This is a genomic window from Citrobacter sp. KTE30 (assembly GCF_000398825.1).
Taxonomy (GTDB): domain Bacteria; phylum Pseudomonadota; class Gammaproteobacteria; order Enterobacterales; family Enterobacteriaceae; genus Citrobacter; species Citrobacter freundii.
Genome location: NZ_KB976056.1, coordinates 230,744 through 245,596 on the forward strand (window position 1 = coordinate 230,744; position 14,853 = coordinate 245,596).

A 14,853-nucleotide genomic window follows, 5' to 3' on the forward strand; every position below is an offset into this window, starting at 1 on the left:
ATTCAGAGGCGGCGTAACAGCATAATCAGAGGGCAGTCTATGAATAGCTCAACAAATGCAGCAAAACGCTGGTGGTACATCATGCCAATCGTGTTTATCACGTACAGCCTGGCGTATCTCGACCGCGCGAACTTCAGCTTCGCCTCCGCCGCCGGTATCAACGAGGATCTCGGCATTACTAAAGGGATCTCTTCCCTGCTGGGCGCGCTGTTTTTCCTCGGTTATTTCTTCTTCCAGATCCCAGGCGCGATTTACGCCGAGCGTCGCAGCGTAAGAAAACTGATTTTTGTCTGTCTGATCCTCTGGGGTGGATGCGCATCACTGACCGGCATGGTCAGTAACATTCCCATGCTCGCCGCCATTCGCTTTATTCTCGGTGTCGTTGAAGCTGCCGTGATGCCCGCAATGCTGATTTATATCAGCAACTGGTTTACCAAATCCGAACGTTCACGCGCCAACACCTTCCTGATCCTTGGCAACCCGGTCACCGTGCTGTGGATGTCCGTGGTTTCCGGGTATCTGATCCAGGCGCTGGGCTGGCGGGAAATGTTCATCATCGAGGGCTTCCCGGCCATCATCTGGGCGTTCTGCTGGTGGGTGCTGGTAAAAGACAAACCGTCTCAGGTCGGTTGGCTGTCAGAATCTGAAAAAGCCGCCCTTCAGGCACAACTGGAAAAAGAGCAGCAAGGAATCAAAGCCGTACGGAACTATAGCGAGGCTTTCCGCTCACGTAACGTCATCCTGCTGTGTATGCAGTATTTCACCTGGAGTATTGGCGTCTATGGTTTTGTCCTGTGGCTGCCGTCGATTATCCGCAACGGCGGTGCAAATCTGGGGATGGTTGAGGTTGGCTGGCTGTCATCCGTACCTTATCTGGCGGCGACTGCGGCGATGATCCTCGTTTCCTGGGCCTCCGATAAACTGCAAAATCGTAAGCTGTTTGTCTGGCCACTGTTACTGATAGCTGCTTTCGCTTTTATCGGCTCCTGGGCCGTGGGCGTAGACCACTTCTGGATTTCTTACACGCTTTTGGTTATTGCGGGTGCGGCAATGTATGCCCCTTATGGTCCTTTCTTTGCCATCATTCCGGAAATGCTGCCGCGCAACGTTGCCGGGGGTGCAATGGCGCTGATTAACAGTATGGGCGCGCTAGGCTCATTCTTTGGTTCATGGTTTGTCGGCTACCTCAATGGCGCTACCGGCAGCCCGTCCGCCTCGTACATTTTTATGGGGGTAGCGCTTTTTGTCTCAGTATGGCTAACTCTCATTGTGAGGCCGAGTCCTGCCATTGAACACACCGTCGACACTGTGGCAGAACCGCGTAATCAAGGCGGAGGGCGCTGGGCATAGTGAACTATGCCCAAGCCAGACAACGAAGAGTTCGTGGTTCTGACGCGTGTCCCGAAGGGCTGGGGCTATTTTTGCCCATTGCGGCGTTACTCCCAGCTCGTTTGGTTCACCAAACTTCTCTGCTCGTGCCTTGCACTGGGCAAAAATAACCGCCAGCGACGTGCGTGTGCAACGGCAGGACTCGGCCTGAGCCTGCTAATAATCAACAGCTACCTATTGGCGCACGCCACGCTTAAATTTTAACTTACGGAGATTCGCATGAAGCCGTCCATTATTCTCTATAAAGCGTTACCTGACGATTTACTGCATCGCCTGGAAGAGCATTTTACTGTGACTCGTGTGCCTAACCTGCGCCCGGAAACGGTCGCACAGCACGCCGAAGCGTTTGCCAATGCGGAAGGTCTGCTGGGCTCCAGTGAAGCCGTCAATACCGCTCTACTGGAGAAAATGCCGAAACTGCGTGCGACCTCCACGATTTCCGTCGGCTATGACAACTTCGACGTCGATGCCCTTAACGCGCGTAAGGTGCTGTTGATGCACACGCCAACCGTACTGACAGAAACCGTCGCCGATACGGTGATGGCGCTGGTGTTAAGTACCGCTCGCCGCGTGGTAGAAGTGGCTGAACGGGTGAAGGTCGGTGAATGGACCAAAAGTATCGGGCCGGACTGGTTCGGTACGGATGTGCACCACAAAACGCTGGGGATTGTCGGCATGGGCCGTATTGGCTTGGCGCTGGCACAACGTGCGCATTTCGGCTTTAGCATGCCGATTCTCTATAATGCGCGCCGTCATCATCAGGAAGCAGAAGAACGCTTCAATGCGCGCTACTGCGATCTTGATACGCTGTTACAAGAATCCGATTTTGTCTGCCTGATCCTGCCGTTAACCGACGAAACGCATCATCTGTTCAGCACCGAACAGTTTGCCAAAATGAAGTCTTCCGCCATTTTCATTAACGCCGGACGTGGGCCGGTGGTCGATGAAAAAGCACTGATTGCCGCCCTGCAAAACGGCGAAATTCATGCCGCTGGCCTGGATGTGTTTGAGCAGGAGCCATTACCGGCAGACTCACCGCTGCTGTCGCTGCCAAACGTGGTTGCTGTGCCGCACATTGGTTCAGCCACGCACGAAACACGCTATAACATGGCGGCCTGTGCGGTGGATAACTTAATCGATGCGCTGCAAGGACGCGTTGAGAAGAACTGCGTAAACCCGCAGGTCGCGCGATAAACAAAAGGCCGGGTAGCGCTTACGCTCACCCGGCCCTTCATATCTTACAGCGGCTTAATTACTGAGCGGCATTCACCGCAGCAGTCCAGGCCTGGTTAAATGCCTGATGTTGAGAAGCCAACGGGCCAATCAGCGTGTTGTACTGACTTGCCTGCTGTGACGTTGGGAACTGGATACCGTTGGCGACAAAGCTCACCTGCGTATCCTGCTGCGCCACAAAATCACCAACCTGCACTAACTGCTGCGTGAAGATTTGCGCTGCAGGGATCAGCGGCTGTAACGCCTCTGCAGGTACAGTGACGACTTTATTGTAAACCTGGTCAAAGACCGGCTTCAGATCTTCGCCCTGCTTCAGCGCGCCATGCGCAGCATCTGCCTGTAGTTTCGCATTCTGCAACTGTTGCCCTAATACACCTAGCGCACCATTTGCCTGACGCAGCGGCTCACGCTGAGTCACATAATCCTGAGGAACACGAATCGCATTTACGCTATCAACCACCGGACGCAGACCGGAGTCCATCGCCTGATTAACCTGCTGCGAATAGCCATACAGAATCGCGTAATCGGACACAAACGGGCCAAACTGTTTTTTCTGATCGGCGGTCAGCGTTGGTAAACGCTCTCCGCTACGCATTGCAGTATTCTGCAGAAAATCGATAAACGCTTTGCGTTGATCGCCTTCTTTATCAAAACACCCACTCAGGCCAACTACCATTAAGAGCGCCAAAACAGGCGCAAACCAGCGAGAGCAGGACTTACCTGTCGCCATTTTAATACTCCTTTCACCCAAAAATGCGCACAACGACACCCGCGTGCCTGACGTTAACAAGGATAGTCCAGGTCAGCCCCGCAAGATACCCTTTCCGCATAATCTTGTGGGGGAAAATAACCGTTCCCACCACCGTTCGTTTTGCTAAACAATGCTGCATTTACTACTCGGCGTCATATTTTAGTCATCTTTACAATCGTAATCGATCGTTCGGAGATCCCGACCTTTATCAGTTCGTTAGCCAGAAACAGATTGTCACCTGCGATCTGCTGAAACGAATCCATCTCTCAAACCCCGAATCCGACTTCATTTTTTGCGACTACTCTTAATGAGCTTCGAGAAAATTCACGATCCCGCTGTGTGATTTATAGGAGTTCTCAATGGAATACAAAGATCCTATGTTTGAACTGCTAAGCAGTCTGGAGCAGATTGTTTTTAAAGATGTATCGCAGACGGTCACTCTGACGCAAAAAACCAACCCTTTCACCGAATTTGAACAGTTACGACGAGGGACGGGTTTAAAAACAGATGATTTTGCCCGAGTAATGGGCGTGACAGTCGCGATGGTTCATGAATGGGAGTCTAAACGCGTAAAGCCTTCCACTACCGAATTGAAGTTAATGCGCCTGATCCAGGCAGATCCAAGATTAAGTAAGCAACTGATGGATTGAACTATTTTTCAATTTTGCTTAAGAACGGTCCTGTAACGGGGCCGTTCCCTTACGAAGGTTATCCACAAAAAAGAAAATAGTAGTTGCATCCACATGCGTAAAATGAGTTAATGCCCTCAACGGTTTGACGTACAGACCATTACAGCAGTTAGTAAGGCAAGTCCCTTCAAGAGTTATCGTTGATACCCTTCGTAGTGAGCATTTCCTTTACTGTTAAAAAATCTGTAAAGCACGCCATATCGCCGAAAGGCACACTTATTTTTTAAAAGGTAATACACTATGTCCGGTAAAATGACTGGTATCGTAAAATGGTTCAACGCTGACAAAGGTTTCGGCTTCATCACTCCTGACGATGGCTCTAAAGACGTGTTCGTACACTTCTCTGCTATCCAGAACGATGGCTACAAATCTCTGGACGAAGGTCAGAAAGTTTCCTTCACCATCGAAAGCGGCGCTAAAGGCCCGGCAGCTGGCAACGTAACCAGCCTGTAAGCTTAAAAAGCTCAAGATTCTGAATCCCTGCCAAACGGCGGGGATTTTTTTTATCTGTACTTCTTAAAACGCCTCGCCCACACGCGTCTTTGCATTACTTTACCCGCAGCCCCTTTGACCTTTCCCTAAGGGCAAGCTTTATAGTGAGCCAGTCTGTATTCCACAACGTTCACAAGGAATTGAAGCTATGTCGAAATCCTCATTACTGCTGGTTTTAGGTTTACTCACCACCGGTAGCGCGTTCGCCGCAACCCCTGAAGCCACTTTTTTGGCGGAACACGGGCTCAGCGGAAAATCCGTCGAGCAAATCGTCGAGGCCATTGACCAGTCTCCACAGAGCCGCCCACTGCCCTACTCGGCATCCGTCACCAGCACTGAACTGAAGCTCTCTTCAGGCGATCAGATCTATACCCTGCCGCTCGGTGACAAGTTCTATCTGTCATTTGCCCCTTATGAATGGCAAACACATCCTTGCTTCAACCACAGCCTTTCCGGTTGCCAGGGCGAAATGCCGGAGAAGACATTCAATGTCAAAGTGACGGATAACAAGGGTGACGTAGTGCTACAAAAAGAGATGAAGAGCGGTCGAAATGGCTTCGTCGGGGTTTGGCTACCGCGCAATATGGCAGGCACCATCGCAGTAAGCTACAACGGCAAAAAAGCGGAGTATCCCATTAAGACCATGGAAGACAGCCAGACCTGTCTGACTAAATTACAGCTGCGCTAACAACATAAAAAAATGCCGGATGGCGCAATGCTTATCCGGCCTACTGGTGTTTATCTCGTAGGCCGGATAAGGCGAAGCTGCCATCCGGCATTTTCTAAGTCAGCTCAGGACCGTTACTGCAGCAGCGAAATATCCGCCACGCGCAGGAACAGTTCGCGCAGTTTTTCGAGCATGGAGAGACGGTTGATACGCAGATCTTTATCTTCTACGTTGACCATCACTTTCTCGAAGAACGCATCAACCGGCTCACGCAGTTCCGCTAACTCAACCAGCGCTTCCTGGTAATGGCCAGCGGCGAAAACAGGCTCCAGCTTATCGCGCAGCACCACAACCTGCATCGCCAGCGCAATTTCTTCCGGCTCTTTCAGCGTTGCCGCATTCACACGGTCATTCAGCGTTTCTTCAGACTTCGCCAGAATATTTGATACGCGCTTGTTCGCGGCAGCCAGCGCGGACGCGGCCTCCAGGGTACGGAAGTGCGAAACCGCCTTCATACGTGCGTCGAAATCAGCCGGACGAGTCGGACGACGAGCCAGCACGGCCTGAATGGTATCGACGGTATAACCTTCGTCCTGATACCAGGCGCGGAAGCGACCAAGCATAAAGTCGATAACGTCATCCACCACGTTGGCGTTGGTCAGCTTGTCGCCATACAGACGAACAGCCTCTTCCGTCAGCGTTTGCAGATCCAGATTCAGGTTCTTCTCAACGATGATACGCAGCACGCCCAGCGCAGCACGACGCAGCGCAAACGGGTCTTTGTCGCCTTTCGGATGCTGACCAATACCGAAGATACCCGCCAGGGTGTCCATCTTGTCAGCAATCGCCACGGCACAAGCCACCGGGTTAGACGGCAGGTCATCACCGGCAAAACGCGGCTGATACTGCTCGTTCAGCGCCACAGCGACATCTTCCGCTTCGCCATCGTGACGCGCGTAGTGCATTCCCATCACGCCCTGGGTGTCGGTGAACTCGAAGACCATGTTGGTCATCAGGTCGCACTTGGACAGCAGGCCAGCACGGGTTGCGTGGTTAACGTCAGCGCCAATTTGACCAGCAATCCAGCCCGCCAGCGCCTGGATACGGTCAGTCTTGTCGCGCAGCGTACCCAGTTGCTGTTGGAACAGCACGGTTTGCAGACGCGGCAGATGGTCTTCAAGGCGTTTTTTACGGTCGGTATTGAAGAAGAACTCGGCATCCGCCAGACGCGGACGAACAACCTTCTCGTTACCGGAGATAATCTGGGTCGGATCTTTCGATTCGATGTTGGCAACGAAGATAAAGTTCGGCAGCAATTTGCCGTCGTTCGCATAAACCGGGAAGTACTTCTGGTCACCTTTCATGGTGTGTACCAGCGCTTCAGACGGAACAGCGAGGAATTTCTCTTCGAATTTCGCGGTAAGCACTACCGGCCATTCTACCAGCGAGGTGACTTCTTCCAGCAGGCTGTCGCTCAGGTCAGCGTTACCGCCAATTTTACGCGCCGCTTCTTCAGCATCGGCTTTGATTTTCGCTTTACGCTCAGCGTAATCCGCAATGACTTTGCCTCGCTCACGCAGGATTTCCGGATACTGATCGGCAGAATCGATAGTGAATTCCGGCTCGCCCATAAAGCGGTGTCCACGGATCACACGATCGGACTGAATGCCCAGAATCGTTGCCGGAATAACTTTGTCGCCCAGCAGCAGAGTCACGGTGTGAACCGGACGCACGAAGTGAACGTCAGACGCGCCCCAGCGCATCAGTTTCGGGATCGGCAGCTTCGCAAGCGAAGTGGCGATCATGTTTGGCAGCAGCGTTTCAGCGCTTTCGCCTTTCACATGTGCGCGATACAGCAGCCATTCGCCTTTGTCGGTAGTCAGACGCTCAGCTTGATCAACCGTGATGCCGCAGCCACGTGCCCAACCTTCTGCCGCTTTGCTCGGTTTGCCTTCAGCGTCAAACGCCTGGGCAATGGCCGGACCGCGTTTTTCAACTTCACGATCGGGTTGAGATTCCGCCAGATTCGCGACTTTCAGCGCCAGGCGACGCGGTGCAGCAAACCACTCAACGTTGCCGTGCGCGATGCCAGCGTTGTCCAGCTCCGCGGTAAAGTTTGCAGCAAAGGACTCAGCCAGGCTGCGCAGTGCTTTTGGTGGCAGCTCTTCAGTGCCGATTTCCACCAGAAAAGTTTTCTCAGACATGGCCGCCTCTTATTTGTCTTTGTTGCACATCGGGAAGCCAAGGGCTTCACGGGAAGCGTAGTAAGCTTCTGCCACTGCTTTGGTCAGGGTGCGAATGCGCAGGATATAGCGCTGACGCTCGGTGACGGAGATGGCTTTACGCGCATCCAGCAGGTTGAAGCTATGGGCGGCTTTCAGAATACGTTCATACGCAGGCAGCGGCAGCGGATTTTCCAGCGCCAGCAGCTGCTGCGCTTCTTTCTCGTACTGCTCGAAGCAGGTGAACAGGAAGTCCACGTCGGCGTATTCAAAGTTGTAGGTGGATTGCTCCACTTCGTTCTGATGGAACACGTCACCGTAAGTGGTTTTACCCAGCGGGCCGTCGCTCCAGACCAGGTCGTAAACGCTGTCTACGCCCTGAATGTACATGGCCAGACGTTCCAGACCGTAGGTAATTTCCCCGGTTACTGGTTTACATTCCAGACCACCAACCTGCTGGAAGTAGGTGAACTGAGTCACTTCCATGCCGTTCAGCCACACTTCCCAACCCAGACCCCAGGCACCCAGCGTCGGGTTTTCCCAGTTATCTTCCACGAAACGGATATCGTGAATGGTCGGGTCCATACCCAGCTCTTTCAGAGAACCCAGGTACAGCTCCTGAATGTTGTCCGGTGACGGCTTAATCACTACCTGGAACTGATAGTAGTGCTGTAAGCGGTTCGGGTTTTCGCCATAGCGGCCATCGGTCGGACGACGGGAAGGCTGCACATAAGCAGTCGCCATCGGTTCCGGCCCCAGCGCACGCAGGCAGGTCATTGGGTGAGATGTTCCCGCGCCGACTTCCATGTCCAATGGTTGAACAATGGTGCAGCCCTGGCGAGCCCAGTAATCCTGTAAGGTCAGGATCAAGCCCTGGAAGGTCCTGGTATCAAACTTTTGCATATTATTTCGTGCTGGATACGTGTGGATTTAAAGGAAGCGATCAGTATACCCGCTGGCTGCAAGATATACAGTACGAAACGGGAAAAAGGGGGAACTTAGCGCATGGAAAGGTGCAAAAACTGCCCGTCTGCATCAAAAGAACAGACAAAACTCTCTTTACGGAAGGTAGAACCACGCATCTCATAGCTGCCCTGGAATTGCTCCAGGCCGGAGATATCAATTTTCTGCGCGCCAGTGTTGTAGCGTTGCGCCGCCTCATTTTTGCACAATGACTCCATATCCAGCGAACGTGTGGCACTGACCTTAACCTTTTGCGCTTTCTGCGCGGGTGCAGACGGTTGTGTGTCAGCGCACGCTACCAGCAAAAGGGTAGCGATTGTGGGAAAGAAATACTTCATCATCATTTTATTACCGCCTGGTTTGCTGGTCAGTCTTATTATTAGTGTCTGGAAACAGATCCTATTTTGAGAATCTCATCAGACCATCTCAAGCTTTAGCGTAAGAACTCGGATTATTCCAGTGAGCTACGTTCGCAAAATATCGGTCAGACTTTTTTTAATGGACACAGAGGAACTGATGCAGCCCAAAATTTTCTGGATTGATAACCTGCGCGGGATAGCCTGTTTAATGGTCGTGATGATCCACACCACGACCTGGTACATCACCAATGCGCAAAGCGTCAGCCCGTTGAATTGGGATCTGGCTAACGTGCTCAATTCAGCCTCTCGCGTCAGCGTCCCGCTGTTCTTTATGATTTCGGGCTATCTGTTTTTTGGCGAGCGTAGCGCCAAACCGCGCCATTTCCTGCGCATCACGCTCTGCATTCTGTTTTACAGCAGCGTGGCGCTGGCCTATATCCTGCTGTTTACCTCGATCAACGCTGAGCTGTCGCTGAAGAACCTGCTGCAAAAGCCGGTGTTCTATCATCTGTGGTTTTTCTTCGCGATCGCCGTCATCTACCTGGTTTCTCCGCTGATACAGGTGAAAAATATCAGCGGCAAGATGCTGCTGGCGTTGATGGTGGTGATAGGCGTGATTGCCAATCCCAATACCGTCTCGCAAAAAATTGGCGGTTTTGAATGGCTACCCATTAACCTGTACATCAGCGGCGACACCTTCTATTACATCCTGTACGGCATGCTGGGCCGGGCGATTGGCATGATGGATACGCAAAAGCGCGCGCTCAGCTGGCTCTGTGCGGCGTTATTCATTACCGCAGTATTTATTATTTCTCGTGGCACATTGCATGAACTGCGCTGGCGAGGCAATTTTGCCGACACCTGGTACCTCTACTGCGGCCCTGCGGTATTTATTTGCGCCGTCTCACTCCTGACGCTGGTCAAAAATACGCTCAGCACACGTACTCTGCCGCTACTGGGCCTTATTTCTCGCCATTCATTGGGCATTTATGGTTTTCATGCGCTGATCATTCACGCACTACGAACCAACGGAATTGAACTCAAAAACTGGCCACCGCTGGATATGCTGTGGATTTTCAGCGCCACGCTGGCAGGCAGTTTACTGTTGTCCATACTGTTGCAGCGTATCGATACGCGCAGGCTGGTGAGTTAATCCCCCGTATTTTGCAGACGTAGCAACAAAACTTGCCCCAGTAAACATACGATGAATGCCACCGGGTACAGCCCTTTTTCGAGGGGGGATAACGGGGCATTCCATACACCCACCAGCAGCAATCCTGCCGTGATGAGTGTGACCATTTGACATACAGAGGCGAAGCGTTCGTCGCTCTGATTGAGATTCACTGCACGCTGATAAACATACGCCACAAACATCCCTGTCATTAGCACGCCCAGAAAATAGCCTTTGCCACTCAATAACGGGCATGCCTGCCATAAGCCAATAACGTAAATCAGTGCGCCAGACAGGAATAATATCCATGGCAACAGCCTTGTCGTCTTCATTGGGATCTCCTTATCCATCATGGATACAATATGAATAACCCGCTAAAGACAACACAGAAAAATGGCACTACGCCGGACTTTCAGAATAAATCCATGCGTACTAACTATTTATTGGATTGAAATATACATTTGATAAATCCCCTCTGTTTACCAGAGGGGAACGAGGATCAGGACATCAGCGGTTGCAACTGCTGGTAGATTCGGCGGAAGGTTTCCCGACGTTGTTGGTAAAGCGCGTGGCGCCCGGCGTCAGAATAATGCGCTTGTTCCAGCGTAAGCTGAGGCAGAAGGTCTGATAAAGGCCGCTGCGGATTCATGGCAATTTGCGCCAGTCGCGCCGCACCAAGTGCAGGGCCGACATCACCGCCGGTACGATAATCCAGCTGCAATCCGCTGATGTCAGATAGCATCTGACGCCAGTATTCACTGCGCGCCCCGCCGCCAATCAACGTAATGCTGGCGGGCTGCACGCCGCAGGCATGTACCACGTCCATACCGTCAGCCAGCGCAAACCCCACACCTTCCAGCACCGCCTGCGCCAGTTCTGCCGGACCATGCTGATGCGTCAGACCGAAAAATACGCCCTTGGCCTGCGGATTGTTATGCGGCGTACGTTCACCGGAAAGATAAGGTAAAAACCAGACCGGCTCCGCGTGTTCATCGGCCTGTTGCGCAGCGTCAATCAATGCAGGAACGCTCGCCAGTCCGGTTAATTTTGCCGCCCAGTCCAGACACGATGCCGCACTTAACATCACAGACATCAGATGCCATCGCTCAGGCAAAGCATGGCAAAAACTGTGAACCGCACTTTCCGGTTTGCTAAGGAAACCATCACTCACCGCAAAATAGACACCGGATGTCCCCAGCGAAAGCATCGCCTGACCGGCATTCATCATGCCTACGCCAACCGCCCCCGCCGCGTTATCACCACCTCCGGCAACAACCGCAACCTCCTGCATTCCCCAGGCTTTAGCGACATCTGGCAACAAGGTTCCGGTAATCTCGCTGCCTTCATAGAGCGCAGGCATATGTGCGCGAGTCAGTTTACAGGCAGCCAGCATGACATCGCTCCAGTCACGCTTCGCGACATCCAGCCACATTGTCCCTGCCGCATCAGACATATCGCTGGCAAAATCACCGGTCATGCGCAAACGCAGGTAATCTTTCGGCAGCAGGACTTTATCAATCTGGTTGAACATTTCCGGCTCGTGGCGTTGCACCCACAGCAGTTTTGGCGCGGTAAAGCCAGGCATCATCAGGTTGCCGGTGATCGCACGAGACTGCGGAACCTGATTCTCCAGCATCACGCACTCTTCACCACAGCGACCATCGTTCCACAGAATAGCCGGACGCAATACCTTCTGTTGCTCATCCAGTAGCGTCGCGCCGTGCATCTGTCCGGCAATCCCCAGCGCTTTCACCTCGCGAAGCGAATGCTGCTGGCCCAATGCTTTCACAGCCCGATCCGTTGCCGACCACCACTGCTCAGGGTCTTGTTCAGACCATAACGGATGCGGGCGCGAGACGGTGAGTTTCTCCGTGTGCGAAGCGACCACATCCCCCTGCTCGTTGAGCAGGATGGCCTTTACGCCTGATGTGCCAAGATCTATCCCGATATACATAAGGCATCGTTCCTTAAAGAAAGGCCCGGTAGCGCGAGCTGACCGGGCTTACGGACGTTCTCAGAAACCCATTATTTGTCGAACAAATAATGGTTCACCAGATTTTCAAGCAATTCCTGATGACCGCTCTGGTGCACCGGCGCCAGGTTATGTTGTTCAGCGTACTGCGCAATTTCCGTCAGCGTCATCTGCCCTTTCAGAATTTGCTGGCCCAGCTCACCATTCCAACCGGCATAACGTTTTGCCACGCGCTGATCCAGACCACCGTCTTCAATCATACGGGCCGCAATTTTCAACGACAGTGCCATGGTATCCATCGCGCCAATATGACCATAGAACAGATCATATTTATCGGTACTCTGACGACGCACTTTGGCATCGAAGTTCAGGCCACCGGTGGTGAAACCGCCCGCTTTCAGGATTTCGTACATCACCAGCGCGTTCTCTTCTACGCTGTTCGGGAACTGATCAGTGTCCCAGCCCAGCTGCGCGTCACCACGGTTGGCATCAACAGAGCCAAACAGACCCAGCGCGATAGCGGTGGCGATTTCGTGATGGAACGAGTGGCCCGCCAGCGTGGCATGGTTAGCTTCGATATTCAGTTTGATCTCTTTTTCCAGACCGAACTGCTTGAGGAAGCCGTAGACGGTCGCCGCATCGTAGTCGTACTGGTGCTTGGTCGGTTCCTGCGGTTTCGGCTCGATAAGCAAAGTGCCCTGGAAACCGGTTTTGTGTTTGTGTTCCACCACCAGTTGCATGAAGCGACCAATTTGCTCACGTTCCTGACGCAGATCGGTATTCAGCAGCGTCTCATAGCCTTCACGACCACCCCACAGAACGTAGTTTTCACCGCCTAACTTGTGCGTGGCATCCATGGCCGTAACCACCTGCGTGGCGGCCCAGCTGAACACTTCTGGATCCGGGTTTGTTGCCGCACCCGCACCGTAGCGTGGGTTGGTAAAGCAGTTTGCTGTTCCCCACAGCAGCTTCACGCCGCTCTGTTCCTGTTTTGCCGCCAGCACATCAACCATCTGCGCAAAGTTGTTTTTGTACTCTTTCAGTGAAGCCCCTTCAGGCGAGACATCCACATCATGGAAGCAGTAGTAAGGCACGTTCAGCTTGTGGAAGAACTCAAATGCCACGTCCGCTTTGCGTTTCGCCAGCGCCAGTGCTTCACCAGGCTGCTGCCACGGACGATCGAAAGCGCCCATACCGAACATATCCGCACCGTTCCAGCAGAAGGTATGCCAGTAGCAGGCAGCAAAACGCAGATGCTCTTCCATACGTTTGCCCAACACGATTTCGTCAGGATTGTAATGGCGAAATGCGAGCGGGTTGGTGGATTGAGTACCTTCAAAACGAACACGATCGAGTTGGTCAAAATAAGCCGGCATAATAAGCTCCATAATCAGGTAATACGGTAAGTAAACTGCGATATGGCTATACTGGAATTTCCTGATTTATTGCTCAATTACGTTATTTCACACCGCTATTAAGAGAATACCCAAACGTGCGCTGGCTCCCAAAAAAACGCGCTGAAAAACGAAATAAAAAAGCGATCGCGATCGAAGGTTAGCCATTAAACAAAAAACCGTAATGCGCAGATGAAAAATGACAATTGTCATCCCGCTGACAGTATGTAAATTTTGCCTGGCCTCAGGCAATCAGGAAATTTGTCACGCTTCATCAAGCAGTCGTACCGGCGGTTTTGCTAGTATCGACAGGCCCACGTTAACCTTTCCAGGACAGGTTCTTATGTTTGATAAACGTCACCGCATCACTCTGTTATTCAATGCCAATAAAGCCTATGACCGTCAGGTGGTAGAAGGAGTGGGTGAATATTTACAGGCATCGCAATCCGAGTGGGATATATTCATTGAGGAAGATTTCCGCGCCCGTATCGATAATATTAAAGACTGGTTAGGCGATGGCGTTATTGCCGATTATGACGATGATGACATTGCGCAATTACTTGCCGATGTCGATGTTCCGATCATCGGCGTTGGGGGTTCCTACCATCGGGAGCAAGATTATCCCCCGGTACATTACATTGCTACCGACAACCACGCGCTGGTAGAAAGCGCTTTTCTGCATCTGAAAGAGAAAGGGGTTAACCGTTTTGCGTTTTACGGCCTGCCTTCCTCAAGCGGTAAACGCTGGGCCGCAGAACGTGAATATGCCTTTTGCCAGTTGGTGGCTAAAGAAAAGTACCGAGGCGTCGTCTACCAGGGGCTGGAAACTGCGCCGGAAAACTGGCAGCACGCGCAAAATCGTTTGGCAGACTGGCTACAAACGTTGCCGCCGCAAACCGGCATTATCGCGGTCACCGACGCGCGGGCACGACACGTCCTGCAGGTCTGCGAGCACCTACATATCCCGGTACCGGAAAAGCTATGCGTGATAGGAATAGATAACGAAGAACTGACCCGTTACTTATCACGGGTAGCGCTGTCATCCGTGGCTCAGGGAGCCCGGCAGATGGGCTACCAGGCCGCAAAACTTCTGCACCGCTTGCTGGCGAATGAGGCGCTGCCGCTGCAACGCATTCTGGTTCCTCCGGTGCGCGTGGTTGAGCGGCGCTCAACCGATTACCGCTCCTTGACCGATCCTGCCGTCATTCAGGCGATGCACTTTATCCGCAATCATGCCTGCAAAGGGATTAAGGTTGAGCAAGTTCTTGATTCAGTAGGGATTTCACGTTCAAATCTGGAGAAGCGTTTTAAAGAAGAGGTCGGAGAGACTATTCACGCCGTGATTCATGCCGAAAAGCTGGAAAAAGCGCGCAGTCTGTTGATTTCTACCACGCTTTCAATCAACGAAATTTCACAGATGTGTGGCTATCCGTCTCTGCAGTATTTCTATTCGGTCTTCAAGAAAGAGTACGACACGACGCCAAAAGAGTATCGCGATGTGAACAGCGAAGTGTTGCTGTGAGGATTATTGCCGGATACGGCGAAGCCGCC

The 14,853-nt window shown here is 52.5% G+C and carries 14 protein-coding genes; 7 read left to right on the forward strand and 7 right to left on the reverse strand.

Features of this window, described 5'->3' with window-relative positions; genetic code table 11:
- Positions 1–39 precede the first annotated feature (39 nt).
- Both WC1_RS02305 and ghrB read left to right on the forward strand, forming a co-directional pair.
- Complete coding sequence (locus WC1_RS02305; protein ID WP_016151145.1) at positions 40–1,350, forward strand: MFS transporter; 1,311 nt, start codon at positions 40–42, stop codon at positions 1,348–1,350.
- Positions 1,351–1,608: 258 nt separating this feature from the next.
- Entirely contained in the window at positions 1,609–2,583 is a 975-nt protein-coding gene (ghrB, locus tag WC1_RS02300) for a glyoxylate/hydroxypyruvate reductase GhrB (protein WP_016151146.1), read from the forward strand.
- Positions 2,584–2,641: 58 nt separating this feature from the next.
- Here ghrB and WC1_RS02295 read toward each other — a convergent pair whose 3' ends face one another.
- Entirely contained in the window at positions 2,642–3,352 is a 711-nt protein-coding gene (locus WC1_RS02295; protein WP_003837709.1) for a DUF3053 domain-containing protein, read from the reverse strand.
- A 380-nt stretch (positions 3,353–3,732) separates the two neighbouring features.
- Here WC1_RS02295 and WC1_RS02290 point away from each other — a divergent pair, with 380 nt between their 5' ends.
- The 3 genes from WC1_RS02290 to cueP all read left to right on the forward strand — a co-directional run bounded on the left by WC1_RS02290 (position 3,733) and on the right by cueP (position 5,242).
- Positions 3,733–4,023 (forward strand): HTH-type transcriptional regulator, encoded by a 291-nt coding sequence (locus WC1_RS02290; RefSeq protein WP_003024273.1) that lies wholly within the window; start codon positions 3,733–3,735, stop codon positions 4,021–4,023.
- A 279-nt stretch (positions 4,024–4,302) separates the two neighbouring features.
- The gene (gene cspA, locus WC1_RS02285) at positions 4,303–4,515 is read left to right on the forward strand and encodes a transcription antiterminator/RNA stability regulator CspE (protein WP_000014594.1); all 213 of its coding nucleotides are present in this window, start codon (positions 4,303–4,305) and stop codon (positions 4,513–4,515) included.
- 187 nt (positions 4,516–4,702) lie between these two features.
- Positions 4,703–5,242 (forward strand): copper-binding periplasmic metallochaperone CueP, encoded by a 540-nt coding sequence (gene cueP / locus WC1_RS02280; protein ID WP_003024269.1) that lies wholly within the window; start codon positions 4,703–4,705, stop codon positions 5,240–5,242.
- A gap of 113 nt (positions 5,243–5,355) precedes the next feature.
- Here the strand turns inward: cueP and glyS are convergent, their stop codons facing one another.
- The 3 genes from glyS to WC1_RS02265 all read right to left on the reverse strand — a co-directional run bounded on the left by glyS (position 5,356) and on the right by WC1_RS02265 (position 8,750).
- Positions 5,356–7,425, reverse strand: a complete 2,070-nt coding sequence (gene glyS, locus WC1_RS02275; protein ID WP_016151147.1) for a glycine--tRNA ligase subunit beta — start codon at positions 7,423–7,425, stop codon at positions 5,356–5,358.
- A 9-nt stretch (positions 7,426–7,434) separates the two neighbouring features.
- A complete protein-coding gene (gene glyQ / locus WC1_RS02270) occupies positions 7,435–8,346 on the reverse strand; it encodes a glycine--tRNA ligase subunit alpha (protein WP_001168551.1) in 912 nt (303 codons plus the stop codon).
- Between the two features lie 95 nt (positions 8,347–8,441).
- Positions 8,442–8,750, reverse strand: coding sequence for a YsaB family lipoprotein (locus WC1_RS02265; protein WP_003024259.1), 309 nt, complete (start codon positions 8,748–8,750; stop codon positions 8,442–8,444).
- Between the two features lie 172 nt (positions 8,751–8,922).
- Between WC1_RS02265 and WC1_RS02260 the strand changes: the two genes are divergently transcribed.
- Positions 8,923–9,918, forward strand: a complete 996-nt coding sequence (locus WC1_RS02260; RefSeq protein WP_003024258.1) for an acyltransferase — start codon at positions 8,923–8,925, stop codon at positions 9,916–9,918.
- On the opposite strand, the gene yiaB is transcribed toward WC1_RS02260, so the two are convergent.
- The 3 genes from yiaB to xylA all read right to left on the reverse strand — a co-directional run bounded on the left by yiaB (position 9,915) and on the right by xylA (position 13,284).
- Positions 9,915–10,268, reverse strand: coding sequence for an inner membrane protein YiaB (gene yiaB, locus WC1_RS02255; protein WP_016151148.1), 354 nt, complete (start codon positions 10,266–10,268; stop codon positions 9,915–9,917). The genes WC1_RS02260 and yiaB overlap by 4 nt on opposite strands.
- A gap of 167 nt (positions 10,269–10,435) precedes the next feature.
- Entirely contained in the window at positions 10,436–11,890 is a 1,455-nt protein-coding gene (gene xylB / locus WC1_RS02250; protein WP_016151149.1) for a xylulokinase, read from the reverse strand.
- A 71-nt stretch (positions 11,891–11,961) separates the two neighbouring features.
- Positions 11,962–13,284 carry a xylose isomerase gene (gene xylA, locus WC1_RS02245; RefSeq protein WP_016151150.1) on the reverse strand — a complete coding sequence of 441 codons (1,323 nt, stop codon included), beginning with the start codon at positions 13,282–13,284 and terminating at the stop codon, positions 11,962–11,964.
- A 361-nt stretch (positions 13,285–13,645) separates the two neighbouring features.
- On the opposite strand from xylA, the gene xylR reads away from it, so the two are divergent.
- The gene (xylR, locus tag WC1_RS02240) at positions 13,646–14,824 is read left to right on the forward strand and encodes a D-xylose utilization transcriptional activator XylR (protein ID WP_003024250.1); all 1,179 of its coding nucleotides are present in this window, start codon (positions 13,646–13,648) and stop codon (positions 14,822–14,824) included.
- Positions 14,825–14,853: the final 29 nt, after the last annotated feature.

Coding starts and splice junctions, on each gene's coding strand:
- xylR (WP_003024250.1), top strand. CDS start 13,646: ATGTTTGATAAACGTCACCGCATCACTCTGTTATTCAATGCCAATAAA.
- WC1_RS02295 (WP_003837709.1), bottom strand. CDS start 3,352: ATGGCGACAGGTAAGTCCTGCTCTCGCTGGTTTGCGCCTGTTTTGGCG.
- ghrB (WP_016151146.1), top strand. CDS start 1,609: ATGAAGCCGTCCATTATTCTCTATAAAGCGTTACCTGACGATTTACTG.
- cueP (WP_003024269.1), top strand. CDS start 4,703: ATGTCGAAATCCTCATTACTGCTGGTTTTAGGTTTACTCACCACCGGT.
- WC1_RS02290 (WP_003024273.1), top strand. CDS start 3,733: ATGGAATACAAAGATCCTATGTTTGAACTGCTAAGCAGTCTGGAGCAG.
- glyS (WP_016151147.1), bottom strand. CDS start 7,425: ATGTCTGAGAAAACTTTTCTGGTGGAAATCGGCACTGAAGAGCTGCCA.
- WC1_RS02260 (WP_003024258.1), top strand. CDS start 8,923: ATGCAGCCCAAAATTTTCTGGATTGATAACCTGCGCGGGATAGCCTGT.
- xylA (WP_016151150.1), bottom strand. CDS start 13,284: ATGCCGGCTTATTTTGACCAACTCGATCGTGTTCGTTTTGAAGGTACT.
- cspA (WP_000014594.1), top strand. CDS start 4,303: ATGTCCGGTAAAATGACTGGTATCGTAAAATGGTTCAACGCTGACAAA.
- xylB (WP_016151149.1), bottom strand. CDS start 11,890: ATGTATATCGGGATAGATCTTGGCACATCAGGCGTAAAGGCCATCCTG.
- glyQ (WP_001168551.1), bottom strand. CDS start 8,346: ATGCAAAAGTTTGATACCAGGACCTTCCAGGGCTTGATCCTGACCTTA.
- yiaB (WP_016151148.1), bottom strand. CDS start 10,268: ATGAAGACGACAAGGCTGTTGCCATGGATATTATTCCTGTCTGGCGCA.
- WC1_RS02265 (WP_003024259.1), bottom strand. CDS start 8,750: ATGATGATGAAGTATTTCTTTCCCACAATCGCTACCCTTTTGCTGGTA.
- WC1_RS02305 (WP_016151145.1), top strand. CDS start 40: ATGAATAGCTCAACAAATGCAGCAAAACGCTGGTGGTACATCATGCCA.